The sequence below is a fragment of the Coprococcus sp. RTP21428st1_C9_RTP21428_210409 genome, assembly GCF_040227395.1.
GTDB classification, from domain to species: Bacteria; Bacillota; Clostridia; order Lachnospirales; family Lachnospiraceae; genus Coprococcus; species Coprococcus aceti.
This window is the reverse complement of record NZ_JBEHVV010000043.1, coordinates 1-16,238: the sequence shown is the minus strand read 5'-3', so window position 1 is coordinate 16,238 and position 16,238 is coordinate 1. Positions and strand designations below refer to the sequence as shown.

Here is a 16,238-nt window from a genome sequence, read left to right as displayed (position 1 = left end):
GGTTTATACGGTCGAGGGCAACTCCGGCGACAGTTGCCGAGTCAATGAGTATTCTATCGGTTATTACGAGATTCTTGGCTACGGCGCACCTGCCTATTAAAATACACAAGCCGCCTGCATTTTGCAGGCGGTTGGATTACATATCAGAAAGATATTGTGCCGGTTTGAAAACTAAAAGTCTCAAAATACAGACTTAATAATTGCGATTTCACTCTCAAAGTGCTATAATACAAACTATATTTGGGTGGAGGTGCGGAAATGAAAGTACGGTACAACAAACTTTGGAAACTTCTGATTGACAAGGGAATGAAAAAGAGTCAATTACGAGAAGCGGTCGGGGCAAGCAAAAGTACATTTGCGAAACTCGGAAAAAATGAAAATGTTACCCTTCCCGTGCTGTTGAATATATGCGAATACTTAGAGTGTGATTTTGGCGACATAATGGAAGCCGTACCCGAAAATGAGGTGTAGGATCAATGAACAAGAAGATTTTAATTGTGGATGACGAAAAAGAAATCGTTGATCTGCTTGAAGTGTATTTGAGTAACGATGGTTATTCAGTATATAAATGTTATAATGGGTTAGAGGCGATGAAATGTATCAAACAGTCGCAGATTGATTTAGCGATACTTGATATTATGCTGCCGGATATTGATGGTTTTCGACTTTGCCAAAAAATTCGGGAAAAGTTTTACTTCCCTATTATTATGCTTACCGCCAAAATTGAGGATAGCGACAAGATTATGGGGCTTACGATTGGTGCGGATGATTATATAACGAAACCGTTTAATCCTTTAGAGGTTGTGGCAAGAGTAAAGACGCAATTAAGGCGTTATCAGAGCTATAACAGTCCTAATTTGAGCCAATCCGAAGAAAAAGACGAGTATGACATCAGAGGTCTACTGATAAACAGAGTCAGCCACAAGTGCTACTTGTATGGCAAAGAAATAGCCTTGACTCCGTTGGAGTTTTCTATTCTGTGGTATCTGTGCGAACATCAGGGTAAAGTTGTCGCCTCGGAGGAATTATTTGAAGCCGTGTGGAAAGAAAAGTATCTTCGCAACAGTAACAATACGGTAATGGCGCACATTGGGCGGCTTCGGGAAAAATTGAATGAACCTTCAAAAAATCCGAAGTTCATTAAAACTGTTTGGGGGGTAGGGTATGAAATTGAATAAAAAAGAAAAAAACTATCTGCTCTCTACCTTGTTCAAAGGGTATGTAATTCAATGTGCGATTTGCTCTGTGCTTATTTTTGGCGGTACTTTTCTTTTAGGAATTATGGCAGAGGAAATTCTCCGCAAGTATGTTTTGTATTATTACTTGTATTACAGAACAGTATATCTTTATATAGTGGCTGTAATCGTGTGGGGTGGCTGTATTATATACATGACATACCTACTTTTGAAAAAAGTAGTCGCCTATGTGTACGAGGTACAGGCTGCGACAGGAAAAATGTTCGATCAGAATGTCAGTTACATTGAAATGTCCCCGGAGTTGAGTGAAATCGCCGCTAACATCAATCAGTTAAAACAAGAGGCTGAAAGTAATGCAAGGCTTGCAAAAGAAAATGAGCAGCGAAAAAATGACCTGATTATGTATCTTGCACACGATTTGAAAACACCGCTTTCTTCTGTAATCGGGTATCTTACTTTACTGCGTGATGAGTCGCAAATCTCAAAGGAACTTCGAGAAAAGTACCTTTCAATCACTCTTGGTAAGGCAGAACGGTTAGAGGATCTGATTAACGAGTTTTTCGAGATAACACGATTCAATATATACGATATTACATTACAATACACGAAAATCAATTTAACTCGCCTGCTGGAGCAACTTGTATATGAATTTAAGCCTATGCTCAAATCAAAGAATTTGCAATGTAATCTTTGTGTTGATGATGATATAATGCTTCGATGTGACGCAGACAAAATTCAGCGTGTTTTTGATAACCTTTTGAGAAATGCGGTTATCTACAGTTTTGAAAATACGGATATCACGATCAGCGCACAATGTCAGGAAGATACGGTCAGCATTATTTTTTGTAACCACGGCGATACTCTGCCGGAAGAAAAGTTAAACAGGATTTTCGAGCAGTTTTATCGGCTTGACGCAGCGAGAAGTACAAGCAGTGGAGGAGCTGGATTAGGTTTGGCGATTGCAAAGCAGATTGTTGAACTACACAATGGTACAATCGTTGCAGAGAGCCAAGAGGATCAAAACAAGTTTTCAATTACTTTGCCGTTGGCGTAGGAAAATTGTAAGAATTTGCATAGAAAAAAAGAGGAATATCTTACGAGCAATCAAGAAAATACGGGCTTCTGTTTTGGTACAATAAAAGTATCAAGATAGAGGCTCGTATTTTTTGTGATACAGCATAAGGAGGAATGATGAAGTTGCTAAGAAAACAAATGCTGCTATGTTCTATTTTGTTTCTTGTATTTACGCTATCTGCCTGCTCTGCAATTGGGCAGACAGACGAAAACAATCTTACAGATAGCGCAACATCCGCAGAAAAAACGGTATCAGTTGTACGAGGGACAATTACTCCAACCGTTTCAACGCAAACGACTATTGTTCCGGCAGTACCGTTTATTATTTCCTCACCCGAAAATGGCATATTTAATACAGCGGTAGAATTAGAAGAAAAAATCACTGCCGGGCAAATTATTGGAACTGTGAACGGCAAAGAATTGAAATCTCCGGTGGATGGTACAATTACCTCTATTGCCCCATCCAATGAAAGCGTACCGAGTAATTATCCCGTAGCGATAGTGCATTATACAGGATTTGCCCTCAATGTAGAGGCAGATAATTTTTTGAGTACCTTACCGGAGTATGCAGAGTTGAAAGCAAAATTTCAAGTATATGATGGTGTAGGACCAACCGATATGATTGCCGTGGTGTCGCCTGCCGCAGATGAAAATGCGTTTACGGGAATCGTGCCGCAAGAGGGCATTCTGCAATGCTTGATCAGTCAAACAGTCGATGTGAAATCGGGGCAAAGTGCAACGGTAGTCATAACGGCGACAACGAGAAATGATGTCCTTATATTGCCGCTGTCGGTAATAGCGGGTAGACAAGGGACGGGATTGGTTACTGTAATTACTCCGAATGGAGAAAGAGTGGAAACAAAAGTGACATTGGGTGTGACAGACGGAGCCAATATAGAAATACTGTCCGGCTTAGAGGAGGGCGATGTAGTTTCTGCTACTCCGCCAAACCTTGATCCGAGGGGGATTTGATAAAATGAAAGGAATTTCCGAAAAGACTTTAATCAAAATAAAGGATTTGAAAGCAAGCGTCAAATTGAATAATGGCGATATGCTGACAACAGTAACCAACGCTAATATGGAATTGCAACGAGGGCGCAGTTATGCCATTGTCGGAAAGTCCGGCTCAGGCAAAACAAGCCTTATATCCATTATTGGCTTGTTAAATCGGGAATATGAGGGCGAGTACCTTTATGATGGTATATCTATTTCTGCTTTGAAAGACCGTGATCTGTCTATACTGCGAGCCAATAATATCGGATTTGTATTTCAGAACTACTCTCTGATTAAGCACTTGCGGGTATGGGAAAATATCGAATTACCCCTACTCTATGCCAAAAAGTCGTTTACCGCCAAACAGCGTCACGAGATAATTACAGGCTTGCTAAAAAGTGTCGGCTTAGAAAGCAAGGAAAATGATTACCCAATCAATTTGTCCGGCGGTGAACAACAAAGAGTTGCAATCGCAAGGGCGCTTGCAGTATCTCCGGAAGCCATTTTATGTGATGAGCCTACGGGAGCGTTGGATAAAAAGACGGGAACGCAGATTATGGAACTGTTGCACAGCGTCGTAAAAGAAAATGGAATTATGCTGCTGTTGGTTACGCACGATCCTGATATTGCAGATACCTGTGATACGATTTTTGAAATGGATGGAGGGAGGATAACTTGTGCTAAAAATGATACTTAAAGACCTTCGTCTGTCTCCACTTAGAAGTATTCTGACAAGTGTTTCAATGCTTGTAGGCATTATCGCAATGCTTGGATCGGTATTAGTTGGTACGCTTGGACGGGAGTATTTGATTTCCGTAAACGCACAGGTATATGGCTGGTCACCTACTTACTCATTCGTGATAACGGAATCCGATTTTCACGATAGAAATAAAATGGAACAATTATTCCAGAGATTTGAAGCCATTGATGATGTAGCCGCTGTTACTTTTTCTATGGGAGAAGATATTCGATTTGCACCAATGAAAGATTTAACGCCAATACCGCCGAATGATGTTTACCAAAACCTGATGGCTTTTGATTTAGTTTGCACCACGGAGGCATATAGTCAAGTCTATAATCTTCCAATGACATCCGGTAGATGGTTAGAGCCTTCGAGTGAGGGCGGATCGCTTGAAGTGGTCATAAACAAAGAAGCTAAAAACTATTTTAATGATTCGCCCTATGCTGCAGGAAATGTAAAAAGCACACTTTCGTTAACCCCATTCAATATTGTCGGAGTAGTAAACGATGGCAGGGATTTTCCGACTATCTATGCGGATTCTGCGGCGATCCTCAATTTCGCACCAGCAATGTGGCAAGTACAAAATGCAAATGTGTATTGGCATCCCACAACAGGACTGACAATCGAACAGATACATTCTGCCCTTGGCGACATTTTGACTGATACCATTGGCGGTTACTGGGAAAGTGCTGGGCGGAGTGATATTGGAGATACCTATGATTCGGTATTGTCCATACTGCAATTAGGGCTTTTGGTTACTTCGCTTTTGTTGCTGTTTGTTTCCGTATTAGGGCAGATCAATATCGGACTATCTTCATTGGAACAGCGCACACATGAGTTGCTGATCCGCAGAGCGATAGGTGCTTCACGAACAAATATTGTGGCATTGGTTTTAGGCTCACAGTTGATTTTATCAATATTCGTTTGCTTTGCAGCTATTTTGATTTCGCTGATTTTGGTGCATTGTATTGGAGCGTTGCTCCCTGTGGATTCCCCGGTGGGAACACCGAGTTATCCAATCAGCGTTGCTGTTGTTGCAGTTGCTGTGTCTGTGCTTACAGCATTATTGGGCGGATTATTACCAGCATTGAAAGCAGCAAAATTAGAGCCTGCATTGGCTCTTAGATAATAAAACTCAATTCAAGGAGGAAACAAAATGAAACGAACAATCTCAAAATCCGAAAGACCGTACAGACTGTTATTGTGTGTTATGATTTCTTTGCTGGTGATTATGCTGGCAGGCTGCTCCACTTCTTCGGACTCCGACACAAACACAAGAGGTTTCACGGACTTTGCTACCATTGAAGAAGAATACCTAACGACCATTGAGAGTTTGAATTGGCCGGAGGGCTTTACGCCGCCTGATGCTTTGGAAGGCGAAGATACGGGAGCGTCTTTTCAGATAGGATATGGCGATACAAGAGCATCTAACCTTTGGGAATATTCTTGGATGCAGGAATGGCTTGATACTTACAATACGGATTCGGAAAGGGCGGCAAAAGCCTTAGCTGAACTCGAAAAAGCCTTTGATATGCCTTATATGGGAACAGATCGCTGTGATGACGCCACACGCAAATATCTTCGTGATAATATTGATAAAGCTAAGTTGGGAGATCCGTCTGGATTTACAGAGTGTATTCAGGCAAATTATGCCGATTAAAAATGGCACATAGGAGTTTTGGTGTTGGGAGGTGAGCACATATATGCAGAGAAAACGCCGTAAGAAAAAACGATTTGGAGTATTTTTGTTTTTGCTTGTAGTTTGTATCGGCATAGGTATAATGTTTGTGCCGTGGGCAATGCAGCCGGAAAATTTCAGAGAGGTAAAGAATAAAATAAATGGTTTTCTCTACAAAGAAGATTTTCCTGACTCTTATAATGCAAAATCGCTGATTTTGGTGGATTGTTCTGATGATGAAATATTTGTTTCAAAAAACGAGAACGAGCCACAAATTCCTGCAAGTTTAGCCAAGCTGTTTGTTATTGAGTATGCGTCAACTTTAGCAGACCTTGATAGTATCGTTGTTGCAGACTATGGTGCTATTTCACTCACGAAACCTGGCTCGTCTGTTGCTCAAATCAAGGGAAAAGAATACTTTTTACACAATCTATTTGCGGCAATGTTAGTACCGTCAGGGAATGACGCAGCTTATGTGGTTGCTGATTATTGTGGAGGATTACTTTCGCCGCAAGCAGAAAGCTGTCAAGAGCGTGTGAGGATTTTCATGGAGAACTTAAACCTGCATTTGCAACAGCAGGGGTACTTAGACACAGTTTTATATGATCCGAGTGGTTTTGATATGGAGGCACTTACCACCACTTTAGATTTGAAAGAAGTAGTATATCGGTTGTTGGAATACTCGTGGTTTAGAGAAATTGTATCTCAAAACACTTATACGGCAACACTGCCTGATGGCAGTACACAAATATGGCAGAATACAAACGCCTTCCTTGATCCGACATCCGAATATTACAACGAAAATGTATGCGGAATTAAGACTGGCTCTCTGTCTGACGACTATAACTTGATTGTGCTTTATCAGCAGCACGGAAAAGAGTTTTTGATATGCAGTTTAGGCTCTCAGTCCGATTCCTCTCGTTATGACGATGTGAATTTTATTCTGAAAACGATTGATGAATCGTATTATCTCACGCAATAAATCTTATGTTGTCCAAGACAAAAAAACTAACCAAGGGGGGTGATAATATCGGACGAATCGTAATAATGGAGTTCAAAGCACAAGACTCAACAGCCTTTGACGATATGCTGGCTTTTGTAAAACAGCACCCTGATTTTGAAAAATTAGAGATTTCATATGAGCCGACATTATCCCTTTCCGGCTTAGAAATCAATTTGAGCCGGCGCAGAGTTATCAATAACGGTCAGGAAATTGAACTGACCGTCAAAGAGTACGATATACTCTGCTTGCTCGCAGCCAATAAAGGTCGTGTTCTTACATACGAGCAGATTTATGATAAGGTGTGGGGCGAAATATCAGCAGGCAATGAAAAGGATACCGTAGGCTTTCACATTCGGAATCTTCGTAAAAAACTTTGTGATACAAACTCTCACTTTTCCATAGATAGTGTTCGTGAGATCGGCTACCGCTTTAACAGTCAGTAAGCAGTCCCTCGTAGTTCATAATGAATTGCGAGGGATATTATATTGATTCTGATATGGCAGATGAAATCGAAAAAGTAGTGCATGATATAGACCAACGGATCCGGCAGGAACATTTTGCAGGAGATATCTTTCCAACCAATGTAGCACCGATCATTGAAAAATCAGAACATGGATTGAAACTGGATGTTTGCAAGTGGGGATATCCATTGTCACAAGGAAAGAATCTGGTTATAAATGCAAGAGCAGAATCTGTTATGGACAAACCTTCTTTTCGAAATGGAATCCTCTATCACCGCATTTTGATACCGGCAAGTGGGTTCTATGAATGGAATCGGTTAAAAGAGAAAAATACATTTTCCAGATATGATGCACCAGTATTGTATATGGCTGGCTTCTGTGATTGGTTTGAGAATGAACGACGATTTGTGATTATGACTACAGCAGCCAATGAATCTATGATAAAAGTACATGATCGTATGCCGCTGATATTGGAAAAAGGACAGCTGAAAGATTGGTTCGATGACAGGAAAATGGAGCAAATTCTGCATCAGGTACCGGTTCAGCTAAAACGAGAGGCAGAATACGAACAGCAGAGCTTATTCTTATAATGGTTCAGAGGAGAAATAGAAAGATGCAAATATTTGTTGATGCAGATGCCTGCCCAGTGGTTGCGATCATTGAAAAGATTGCAAAAGATAATAGTGTTCCGGTAATGTTGTTGTGTGATACAAACCATGTTCTGTCATCGACTTATAGTAAAGTTGTTGTTGTCGGTGCAGGAGCAGATGCAGTAGATTATAAACTGATTAGTATCTGCCATAAAGGAGATATTGTCGTATCACAGGACTATGGTGTGGCTGCAATGGCATTGGGAAAAGGTGCTTATGCTATTCATCAATCAGGTAAAGAGATAAGTGGAAAAGTAAGTTTCAGAAGAAAAAGCAGGAGCACGAGAACACTAAAAAGGAACTGGCAGAAGTTCAGAAGGATTATCAGAAATTATCCGGTGAGAAAGAAATTCTGCAGGGAATTGCAGACAGATATAACCGACTTTTACGCATGTTGGGGAAAGATATGGTAGAACGACTGGTGCAGGACGATATCCGGATGCAGGCGGAACTTGAAGCGAAAAAGCAGAAAGAACAAATGCCGAAAAAAATAAGTGATCGCATACCATGGGCGAAAGAACAAAGTGAAGAATACAATGCACAGATAAAAAAGAACAAAGCAAAATACAGAGGAATGGAGTTGTAAGAATATGAAGAAACAGATTTATGATGAAAAGAACGGACTGAGCTACACATTGCATGGAGATTATTATCTGCCGGATCTGGAAATCAATGAGGAAGAACCTACATATGGGAAATATGGAATAATGCGAAAAAAGTTTCTGAAGGAACACAGGAGTGCAAGGTATCAGTATCTGGTACTTACCGGGAAATTGACGGAGCATTTGAATCAGGTCGATAAAGAAGCGAGAGAAAAAGTTGAAATGCTGGTGGAACAGATGGCTGAGCAGTGGGGCGTGACAGAAAAACTGAAGATGCAGGATCAGATGGAATGGGTTAGGAAAATGAATAATATTCGTAGCAGAGTAGTAGAGATTATAGATGTAGAATTGATTTGTGTTTAGGAGGACAAAGCGGCAGATATAATGTTAAAAGTAGTTGCGTGCGCACGCATATTGTATTATAATACTGGTGGTTAGGAGGAATATATCTATGAAACTATTAAAATGGCTTTCAGTAACAGACCGATTTTACAAAATCTATTTGGATAAACAGCTTGCCCCCTTTGGAATCAACAACAGCCAATATATGTTTTTGATTAAAATCTGTCGTTCGCCTGGCATTTTACAGGATTCTTTAATTGATATGTTTTATGTTCATCCGAGCAATATTGTACGGACAGTTGCGGCATTAGAAAAGCAGGGAATGATTATGCGTTCCCCAAATGATAAGGATAAGCGGACGTGTAAGCTGTATCCTACGGAACGTGCGCTGTCTGTAATTGATGAGATACAGACGGTATGTGAAAAGACAGAAGCTCTTTTATTGCAAGGCTTCAGGGAATCTGATAAAAACCTCTTTATTGATTTGCTGATTCAGGCAGGTGAAAATATTACAGCGGAACTCCGTATAGAAAGAAAGGGGGATGAATTTAATGACTGAGAATCCCCTAGGATATGAAAAAATTTCAAAACTGTTGAAAGATTTTGCCATTCCCAGTATTATGGCGTCTCTTGTCGGCTCAATCTACAATATTGTGGATCAGATTTTTATTGGTCAAGGGGTCGGTTATCTGGGAAATGCAGCAACCAATGTTGCCTACCCGTTCTCTACCATCTGCCTTGCTATTGCACTGCTGGTTGGAATTGGCAGTGCTTCCCGTGTTTCCCTCTGTCTTGGACGCAAAGAGCCGAAAGCTGCCGCCAAAGCAGCGGGAAATGGTATTGTTCTGATGGGGATTTTCGGAATTATTTATTTATTGGTTGGTGAAGCTTTTCTGTCTTTGCTCCTAAAGGCATTTGGGGCAACGACAGATGTATTTCCATATGCAAAGCAGTATGCCAGCATAACATTGATTGGAATGCCGTTTCTTATTGTAACGAATGGTATGAGCAATTTGATTCGAGCAGATGGAAAACCAAAGTATTCAATGGTTTGCATGGTTATGGGAGCTATTATCAATACCATTCTTGACCCTATTTTTATTTTTGCTTGCGATTGGGGGATTGCCGGCGCAGCTTGGGCAACAGTTATTGGGCAAATTTTTTCCTTCATACTCGCACTCCGTTATCTATGGCGTTTCCAAACAATCCATTTTGAAAAAGAGTCGTTTTTATTGGACATCAAAGAAAGTATGAAAATTTGCAGCATGGGAATCAGCAGCAGCTCAAACCAGATTGCAGTTACCGTGATTCAAATCATTCAGTACAATTCGTTGACTTATTACGGCGCATTAACAAAATATGGAACAGATATTCCCTTAGCTGCTTGCGGAATCGTTATGAAAACAAATGCCATAATCCTTGCGATTGTTGTAGGAATCTCGCAGGGAACACAGCCGATTATCGGCTTCAACTATGGGGCAAGGCAATACCATCGTGTACGGGAGGCTTACCTGCTTGCGGTAAAATGGAACCTTGTTGTTTCCACAATTGCTTTCATCGCATTTCAATTTTTCCCGCAATCTATCATTTCGCTATTCGGAGATGGGAACGAGCTGTATTTTGAATTTGCTGTTTTGTTCATGCGTACCTATCTTTTCATGGTGTTGGTAAATGGTGTGCAGTTGCTTTCTTCCAGTTTTTTTACCGCAATAGGAAAATCGTTAAAAGGTGCTCTGTTGGCATTAACAAGGCAGACCTTTGTGTTGATTCCGCTTACCCTGCTGCTCCCGCTTCGTTTCGGAATTATGGGAGTATTGCTTGCGGGACCTGTTGCTGATTTTTCAGCGTTTATGCTATCTGTTGTACTGGTGGGTATAGAATTAAAAAAACAAAAAAATGACATGTAAACAACAGCTCTATGTGAAAACATTCTTTTTCCGCCGTTAAGTAATCAAGAAGCAAAAACTTAAAAACCGTTGCGATAAATTTTATAAATTTAGTAGGATAATATTTAGAAGTAAGGATTGAGAAAAATATGGAAACTATAAAATGGGTTCTATGTCCTATCTGTGGAAATAAACCCCGAACGATAATGCAAGAAGATACCGAATTAAAGAACTTTCCACTCTACTGTCCGAAGTGTAAACAGCAAACACTTAACTGATCTTGCAAAACGGAGAAAAACAGTAATTATAGCAACACATAATGCTAATATTGCAGTTGGCACACTTCCGTATATTAGTATACTAAGAACTCATGAGAATGGAGTATATAAAACGTATATTGGTAATCCTTTTTATGATGAACTTAGAAATATAAATGATGAAACAGACACTAAAAACTGGACTCAAGAAAGTATGCATACTCTTGAGGGCGGTAAAAATGCATTTTATGATAGGAAGGATATTTATGAATCAGGAAAGTAAAGTGATTAATGTACATTTGGAGAAAAGAGAAAATAAAGATTATTTAGTATTTGGCTTTGAAGAAGTTGCAGAAGTATGTCTTAATGATGATGAGAGTCAAAATAATTTGAAAAGTATATTTGTAAAGTTACTTACGGAGATTACAAAGTATCCAATTGAATTACAGTTTTTGGAAAAACCAGAATATAAAACAGGATTATATATAGATGTGTGTAAAGAATATATAAAAGATTTAAATAAAGAGATTACGAATGTAAGAAAAAATATGCCAGAAAAACTAAAAATACAGTGATAACACCATGATAACAAAAATTCCGGAAAACCACACGGACACAACGGAAAATCCGGATTTTTCCACACAAATCACATAAAAAATCACTATTCGTATACCGCAATACACCGGTCTGATATCGTGAAGGTGGTAGAACTGTAGGTTCAGGAAGAGTTGCAACTATCATCGAGTAATCGCTGATAAACCGCATAAATAAAGGATTTTCAGACCTTTGAGGGTTCGCCCTCGGAGGTCTTTTTTTCTGTCCGAAAATGGGTTTGAGCCTCATATTTAGCAGAAAACAGCCAATTCCCGCATCATGTCCTGTAAAAAACACTCGAAAAACACTATTCTGTCAATGAATGTGTCAAGTTTTTAGCAAAAGCTTGACATGTAGCATCAGCCCTTGCCGAAGGCAACTTAAAATGGGCTGATGTTCAATAGAAAGGAGGCAACAGATATGGATCAGAAAAAGTCCGGTTCATTCCTAAGAGAACTGAGAAAGGAAAAACAGCTTACCCAGGAACAGCTTGCTGAGCGGTTTGGAGTAACAAGCCGCAGTGTGTCAAGATGGGAGACAGGCAGCAATATGCCGGATCTCAGTATCCTGGTGGAGCTGGCAGATTTCTATGATGTTGATATCAGGGATATCATTGATGGAGAAAGGAAGGGTGAGGACATGAATAAGGAAGAGAAAGAGAGATTGCAGCTTGTAGCGGATTATGCAGAAACTGAGAAGAATACATTGTTGATGAGGTTGCGTATATTCAGCATAGTGGGGTTGATTTCACTGATTGCAGGACTGACGATGATGGTGATCAGCAGAGATAACAATCTTCCGGTCTATGATTATTTGATGGGGACGCTTATGGGAGTTGCTATAGGTGCGTTGCTGGTTGCGGTGTTCTATTCAACCGGAGTTTTAGAAAACATGAGGAAGCGGAAAAGAACGCTTATGAAAGTGCTTTTGGTAATAAGCATATTAGTCCTGCTTGGAACATTCATCGCGGCAATCATAGCATCGTTATGATATATATAATGAGCATTGCGACGGGGCGCTTGCGCAAACTATGTTCAATATGCTATAATTTTTGAGGTCACAATGCGGATGATCAGTTTGTGGCATCCACATGAGCACAGATATTTTGCGTGAGATATAGTAAATATGAATAGTGCAATCATTTTTTATGACGAAAGAATTACAATTATATATGTATAAGCCCATAATATGGTTGGGCGTATCTACCAGCTACCGATAATAGTTGACTACGACATGGATTGCCGTGGTCAACTATATTTTTGTGTAAAAATATGTGTGTGGATACAGAGTATGGATGGGGTTTTAACAAAAAATATAAAATGATTTTGGAGGGTGCGCGTATGAGGTATGATGTGATAATTATTGGAGCGGGACCAGGAGGAATATTTTCTGCATATGAGCTGACAAAGCAGGCTCCGGATCTCAAGGTTGCAGTGTTTGAGGCTGGACATGAGCTTAAGAGAAGAAAATGTCCGATAGACGGCACAAAGATCAAGAGCTGCGTGGGATGTGATAGCTGCTCGATCATGAGCGGATTTGGCGGTGCAGGTGCATTTTCCGATGGAAAGTACAATATCACAAATGACTTTGGCGGAAGTCTGTATGAGTACATCGGCAAGAACGAGGCCATAGACCTCATGAAGTATGTGGATGATATCAATATGGAGTACGGCGGAGAGGGTACGAAGCTTTATTCCACTGCCGGCACAAGATTCAAGACAGTGTGTCTGCAGAACAGACTTCATTTGCTGGATGCCTCGGTCAGACATCTTGGCACGGACATCAACTATATAGTTCTAGAGAATCTGTATGCATATCTTCAGGACAAGGTGGATTTCTATTTTGACACTCCTATACAAACGGTGGAAAAGATGGAGGATGGAACATATAGTGTATGCTGCAAGAAAGGTATATTTTTCTGTGACAAATGTATCATATCCGTGGGAAGAAGCGGAAGTAAGTGGATGGAGACAGTGTGCAAGGACCTTAATGTGCCTACAAAATCTAACAGAGTAGATATAGGAGTCAGAGTAGAGCTTCCTGCAGCTATATTTGCACATTTGACGGATGAGCTATATGAGAGCAAGATAGTATACAGAACGGAGAAGTATGGAGACAAGGTGCGAACTTTCTGCATGAACCCAAGGGGCGCCGTGGTTACTGAGAATACTAATGGAATCATAACGGTAAATGGCCACAGTTATGAGGATCCTGCAAAACAGACGGATAATACAAACTTTGCGCTCCTTGTGGCAAAGCATTTCTCAGAGCCGTTCAAGGACTCCAACGGATACGGCGAGAGCATAGCGAGACTCAGCAACATGCTGGGCGGCGGAGTAATAGTGCAGAGATTTGGCGACCTCATAAGGGGACAGCGCTCCACCCAGAGCAGGATAGAGGAAGCGTTCATCACACCTACGCTCAATGCCACACCGGGAGATCTGAGCCTTGTCCTTCCAAAGAGAATTCTGGATGGAATAATCGAGATGATCTACGCTCTTGATAAGATAGCCCCAGGAACGGCAAATGAAGATACACTGTTGTATGGAGTTGAGGTCAAATTCTACAACATGGAGGTTGAAGTAGATGATAAGCTTGAGACAAGATACAAGGGGCTGTATATCATAGGAGATGGCAGTGGAATAACACACTCCCTTTCACACGCATCTGCAAGCGGTGTATACGTAGCAAGAAATATTGCACATGGCGAATAAAACGAATAGATATTTATATAGAAGAAAGTCATTCAAAACAGAGTATCGTGATAGGAGTTCCAGATACTCTGTTTTTATTTGATAAATGAGTTTCAAGTGAAAATACATTTGTTTGACTGGATGGGAGAAGAATGGTAGAGTTGTAAATGGCATGAAAATAGATTTAAAGTCTGCAACAAATATGAAAACAAATTTAACTAAGAAAACTATTAGTGGCATTGTATAGAAGACACTATATGATGGATTATTTTCGAAAGAAGAAAGAAAATAGGAAAATATGGAAGGAGCAGTTATAAATCAGATATGCGCATCTATGGATTCGTTCTTTGATACAGAAAAGAAAATAGGCGATTATATCGTTAGGAATCCCAAGAAGGTTGTGGATATGACAGTCGGGGAGCTGGCAAAGGAGTGCGGTGTCAGCGAGGCCTCGGTGTCGAGATTCTGCAAACGAATAGAGCTGAAGGGATTTCACCATCTCAAGATATCGCTGGCGAGAGAACTCGTGGATGCCAAGGATGACGGAGAGATATCTGGACATATATCTGTGGATGATATGGAAGGTTCTCTGAGAGGAATACTGTCGAATAAAAGTGTATATACAATCCAAATACATAATTATATACGGAGGAAACAGACATGAAAGATATCAAATGGGCAGTTCTCGGAACAGGAGTTATTGCAAATGAGATGGCAGTGGCACTCAAAAAGAATGGCAGGAACATTTATGCGGTTGGTAACAGGACGTATGACAAAGCGGTGGCATTTGCTGAGAAGTATGGCATAGGTAAGGTTTATTCAGACTACAATGAGATGTTCACGGATCCGGAAGTGGACGTGATATATATAACGACTCCGCACAATACACACATACAGTTTATGAGAAGAGCGATAGAGAATGGAAAACATATACTTGTGGAAAAATCTATAACATTGAACAGCGATGAGCTTGAAGAGATGCTGGAACTGGCGGAGCAGCACAATGTGATCATAGGAGAGGCGATGACTATTTATCATATGCCTATTTACAGAAAACTTAAGGAGCTACTGGACTCGGGTGCACTTGGCAAAGTCAATCTCATAACCATGAACTTTGGAAGCTTCAAAGACTATGATATGAACAATCGATTCTTCAACAGAAACCTTGCGGGAGGGGCAATGCTGGATATAGGTGTGTATGCCCTGTCATTTATAAGGTGGTTCATGGACTCAAAGCCAGACAAGCTTCTTTCACAGGTTAAGCCTGCGCCTACTGGAGTGGATGAGCAGGCAGGACTTTTGCTTATGAATAAGGAAGGACAGATGGCAACCGTTATGCTGTCTCTTCACTCGAAGCAGCCGAAACGTGGAATGGTATCATGTGAAAACGGATATATAGAGGTGATGGAGTATCCAAGAGCGTGGGAGGCGAAGGTCACATACACAGATACAGGCAAAACTGAGACTGTCGCAGCCGGAGAAAATGCGGATGCCCTTGCGTATGAGCTTCAGGACATGGAGAGTGCGATATCCGGTGATGGAGATATGTATCTGGAATATACAAAGGATGTCATGGATATGATGACAGAGTTCAGAAGATCATGGCGATTTACATATCCAGAGGAAGAATAGGTAGATTGTCATATGTAGGGGAGGCTGTTTAGAATAATTGCACACAATTGTCAGATAAATAAAAAAAGTCATTGACATAAGATTGCAGTGGTGGTATCTTATAAAAGCTGTCGCATGAGCAGGCAGCAGACGACAGCTTTTATAGGTATACAACATGATATGTCACTGAGACATGATTATAAATTACCTGAAAAAAGTTGTTGACATACACACTTCGGTGTGGTAATATTTAGAAGTTGTCGCCGAAGAGGTCAGACATCAGCAACCGAAAAGGTCTTGAAAAAAAGATAAAAAAGTTGTTGACAAAGAACTTCAGATGTGATAGCATATAGAAGTTGTCGCTGAGAGGCGAGAGCACAAAGAACCTTGAAAAATTAACAACATGACAACCCTGAAATTCCAAACAAGAATTTCAAGAACGTCGGATCAGAGATG

21 protein-coding genes and 1 riboswitch are annotated in these 16,238 nt (G+C 40.5%); all 21 genes read left to right on the top strand.

The window, feature by feature from the left end; all coding sequences use genetic code 11:
- Positions 1–258 precede the first annotated feature (258 nt).
- Positions 259–471 carry a helix-turn-helix domain-containing protein gene (locus tag ABUA34_RS09245; protein WP_008703822.1) on the top strand — a complete coding sequence of 71 codons (213 nt, stop codon included), beginning with the start codon at positions 259–261 and terminating at the stop codon, positions 469–471.
- Positions 472–476: 5 nt separating this feature from the next.
- Positions 477–1,178: a VanR-ABDEGLN family response regulator transcription factor gene (vanR, locus tag ABUA34_RS09240; RefSeq protein ID WP_004853366.1), complete on the top strand. Its 702-nt coding sequence runs from the start codon at positions 477–479 to the stop codon at positions 1,176–1,178.
- Complete coding sequence (locus ABUA34_RS09235; RefSeq protein ID WP_008703821.1) at positions 1,165–2,250, top strand: sensor histidine kinase; 1,086 nt, start codon at positions 1,165–1,167, stop codon at positions 2,248–2,250. Before vanR ends, ABUA34_RS09235 begins: the two co-directional genes overlap by 14 nt.
- Before the next feature lie 137 nt (positions 2,251–2,387).
- Positions 2,388–3,242: a hypothetical protein gene (locus ABUA34_RS09230; RefSeq protein ID WP_020994032.1), complete on the top strand. Its 855-nt coding sequence runs from the start codon at positions 2,388–2,390 to the stop codon at positions 3,240–3,242.
- Positions 3,243–3,246: 4 nt separating this feature from the next.
- Positions 3,247–3,960 (top strand): ABC transporter ATP-binding protein, encoded by a 714-nt coding sequence (locus ABUA34_RS09225; protein ID WP_004853372.1) that lies wholly within the window; start codon positions 3,247–3,249, stop codon positions 3,958–3,960.
- Complete coding sequence (locus tag ABUA34_RS09220) at positions 3,950–5,134, top strand: ABC transporter permease (RefSeq protein ID WP_117456454.1); 1,185 nt, start codon at positions 3,950–3,952, stop codon at positions 5,132–5,134. Before ABUA34_RS09225 ends, ABUA34_RS09220 begins: the two co-directional genes overlap by 11 nt.
- Before the next feature lie 27 nt (positions 5,135–5,161).
- Positions 5,162–5,665 (top strand): hypothetical protein, encoded by a 504-nt coding sequence (locus tag ABUA34_RS09215; RefSeq protein WP_015514509.1) that lies wholly within the window; start codon positions 5,162–5,164, stop codon positions 5,663–5,665.
- 43 nt (positions 5,666–5,708) lie between these two features.
- The gene (locus ABUA34_RS09210; RefSeq protein WP_349823204.1) at positions 5,709–6,665 is read left to right on the top strand and encodes a D-alanyl-D-alanine carboxypeptidase family protein; all 957 of its coding nucleotides are present in this window, start codon (positions 5,709–5,711) and stop codon (positions 6,663–6,665) included.
- A gap of 65 nt (positions 6,666–6,730) precedes the next feature.
- Positions 6,731–7,129 carry a winged helix-turn-helix domain-containing protein gene (locus ABUA34_RS09205; protein ID WP_015514508.1) on the top strand — a complete coding sequence of 133 codons (399 nt, stop codon included), beginning with the start codon at positions 6,731–6,733 and terminating at the stop codon, positions 7,127–7,129.
- 53 nt (positions 7,130–7,182) lie between these two features.
- A complete protein-coding gene (locus ABUA34_RS09200; RefSeq protein WP_349823203.1) occupies positions 7,183–7,737 on the top strand; it encodes an SOS response-associated peptidase in 555 nt (184 codons plus the stop codon).
- Between the two features lie 23 nt (positions 7,738–7,760).
- Positions 7,761–8,210: a DUF188 domain-containing protein gene (locus ABUA34_RS09195; RefSeq protein WP_349823208.1), complete on the top strand. Its 450-nt coding sequence runs from the start codon at positions 7,761–7,763 to the stop codon at positions 8,208–8,210.
- Complete coding sequence (locus ABUA34_RS09190) at positions 8,204–8,383, top strand: hypothetical protein (protein WP_349823202.1); 180 nt, start codon at positions 8,204–8,206, stop codon at positions 8,381–8,383. The genes ABUA34_RS09195 and ABUA34_RS09190 overlap by 7 nt, the downstream gene beginning before the upstream one ends.
- 4 nt (positions 8,384–8,387) lie before the next feature.
- Positions 8,388–8,762 (top strand): TnpV protein, encoded by a 375-nt coding sequence (locus ABUA34_RS09185; RefSeq protein ID WP_173768593.1) that lies wholly within the window; start codon positions 8,388–8,390, stop codon positions 8,760–8,762.
- An 88-nt stretch (positions 8,763–8,850) separates the two neighbouring features.
- Positions 8,851–9,300 (top strand): MarR family winged helix-turn-helix transcriptional regulator, encoded by a 450-nt coding sequence (locus ABUA34_RS09180; protein WP_044921762.1) that lies wholly within the window; start codon positions 8,851–8,853, stop codon positions 9,298–9,300.
- A complete protein-coding gene (locus tag ABUA34_RS09175) occupies positions 9,293–10,648 on the top strand; it encodes an MATE family efflux transporter (RefSeq protein WP_330385184.1) in 1,356 nt (451 codons plus the stop codon). The genes ABUA34_RS09180 and ABUA34_RS09175 overlap by 8 nt, the downstream gene beginning before the upstream one ends.
- Before the next feature lie 128 nt (positions 10,649–10,776).
- The gene (locus ABUA34_RS09170) at positions 10,777–10,905 is read left to right on the top strand and encodes a cysteine-rich KTR domain-containing protein (protein WP_349823201.1); all 129 of its coding nucleotides are present in this window, start codon (positions 10,777–10,779) and stop codon (positions 10,903–10,905) included.
- A 245-nt stretch (positions 10,906–11,150) separates the two neighbouring features.
- Entirely contained in the window at positions 11,151–11,459 is a 309-nt protein-coding gene (locus tag ABUA34_RS09165; protein WP_044921757.1) for a hypothetical protein, read from the top strand.
- A 439-nt stretch (positions 11,460–11,898) separates the two neighbouring features.
- Positions 11,899–12,468, top strand: a complete 570-nt coding sequence (locus ABUA34_RS09160) for a helix-turn-helix domain-containing protein (RefSeq protein WP_349823200.1) — start codon at positions 11,899–11,901, stop codon at positions 12,466–12,468.
- A gap of 160 nt (positions 12,469–12,628) precedes the next feature.
- Positions 12,629–12,727: riboswitch (purine riboswitch) on the top strand.
- A 91-nt stretch (positions 12,728–12,818) separates the two neighbouring features.
- Positions 12,819–14,192 (top strand): NAD(P)/FAD-dependent oxidoreductase, encoded by a 1,374-nt coding sequence (locus ABUA34_RS09155; RefSeq protein WP_349823199.1) that lies wholly within the window; start codon positions 12,819–12,821, stop codon positions 14,190–14,192.
- Positions 14,193–14,469: 277 nt separating this feature from the next.
- Complete coding sequence (locus ABUA34_RS09150; protein WP_349823198.1) at positions 14,470–14,835, top strand: MurR/RpiR family transcriptional regulator; 366 nt, start codon at positions 14,470–14,472, stop codon at positions 14,833–14,835.
- Positions 14,832–15,803 (top strand): Gfo/Idh/MocA family protein, encoded by a 972-nt coding sequence (locus tag ABUA34_RS09145; RefSeq protein WP_055147747.1) that lies wholly within the window; start codon positions 14,832–14,834, stop codon positions 15,801–15,803. The genes ABUA34_RS09150 and ABUA34_RS09145 overlap by 4 nt, the downstream gene beginning before the upstream one ends.
- Positions 15,804–16,238: the final 435 nt, after the last annotated feature.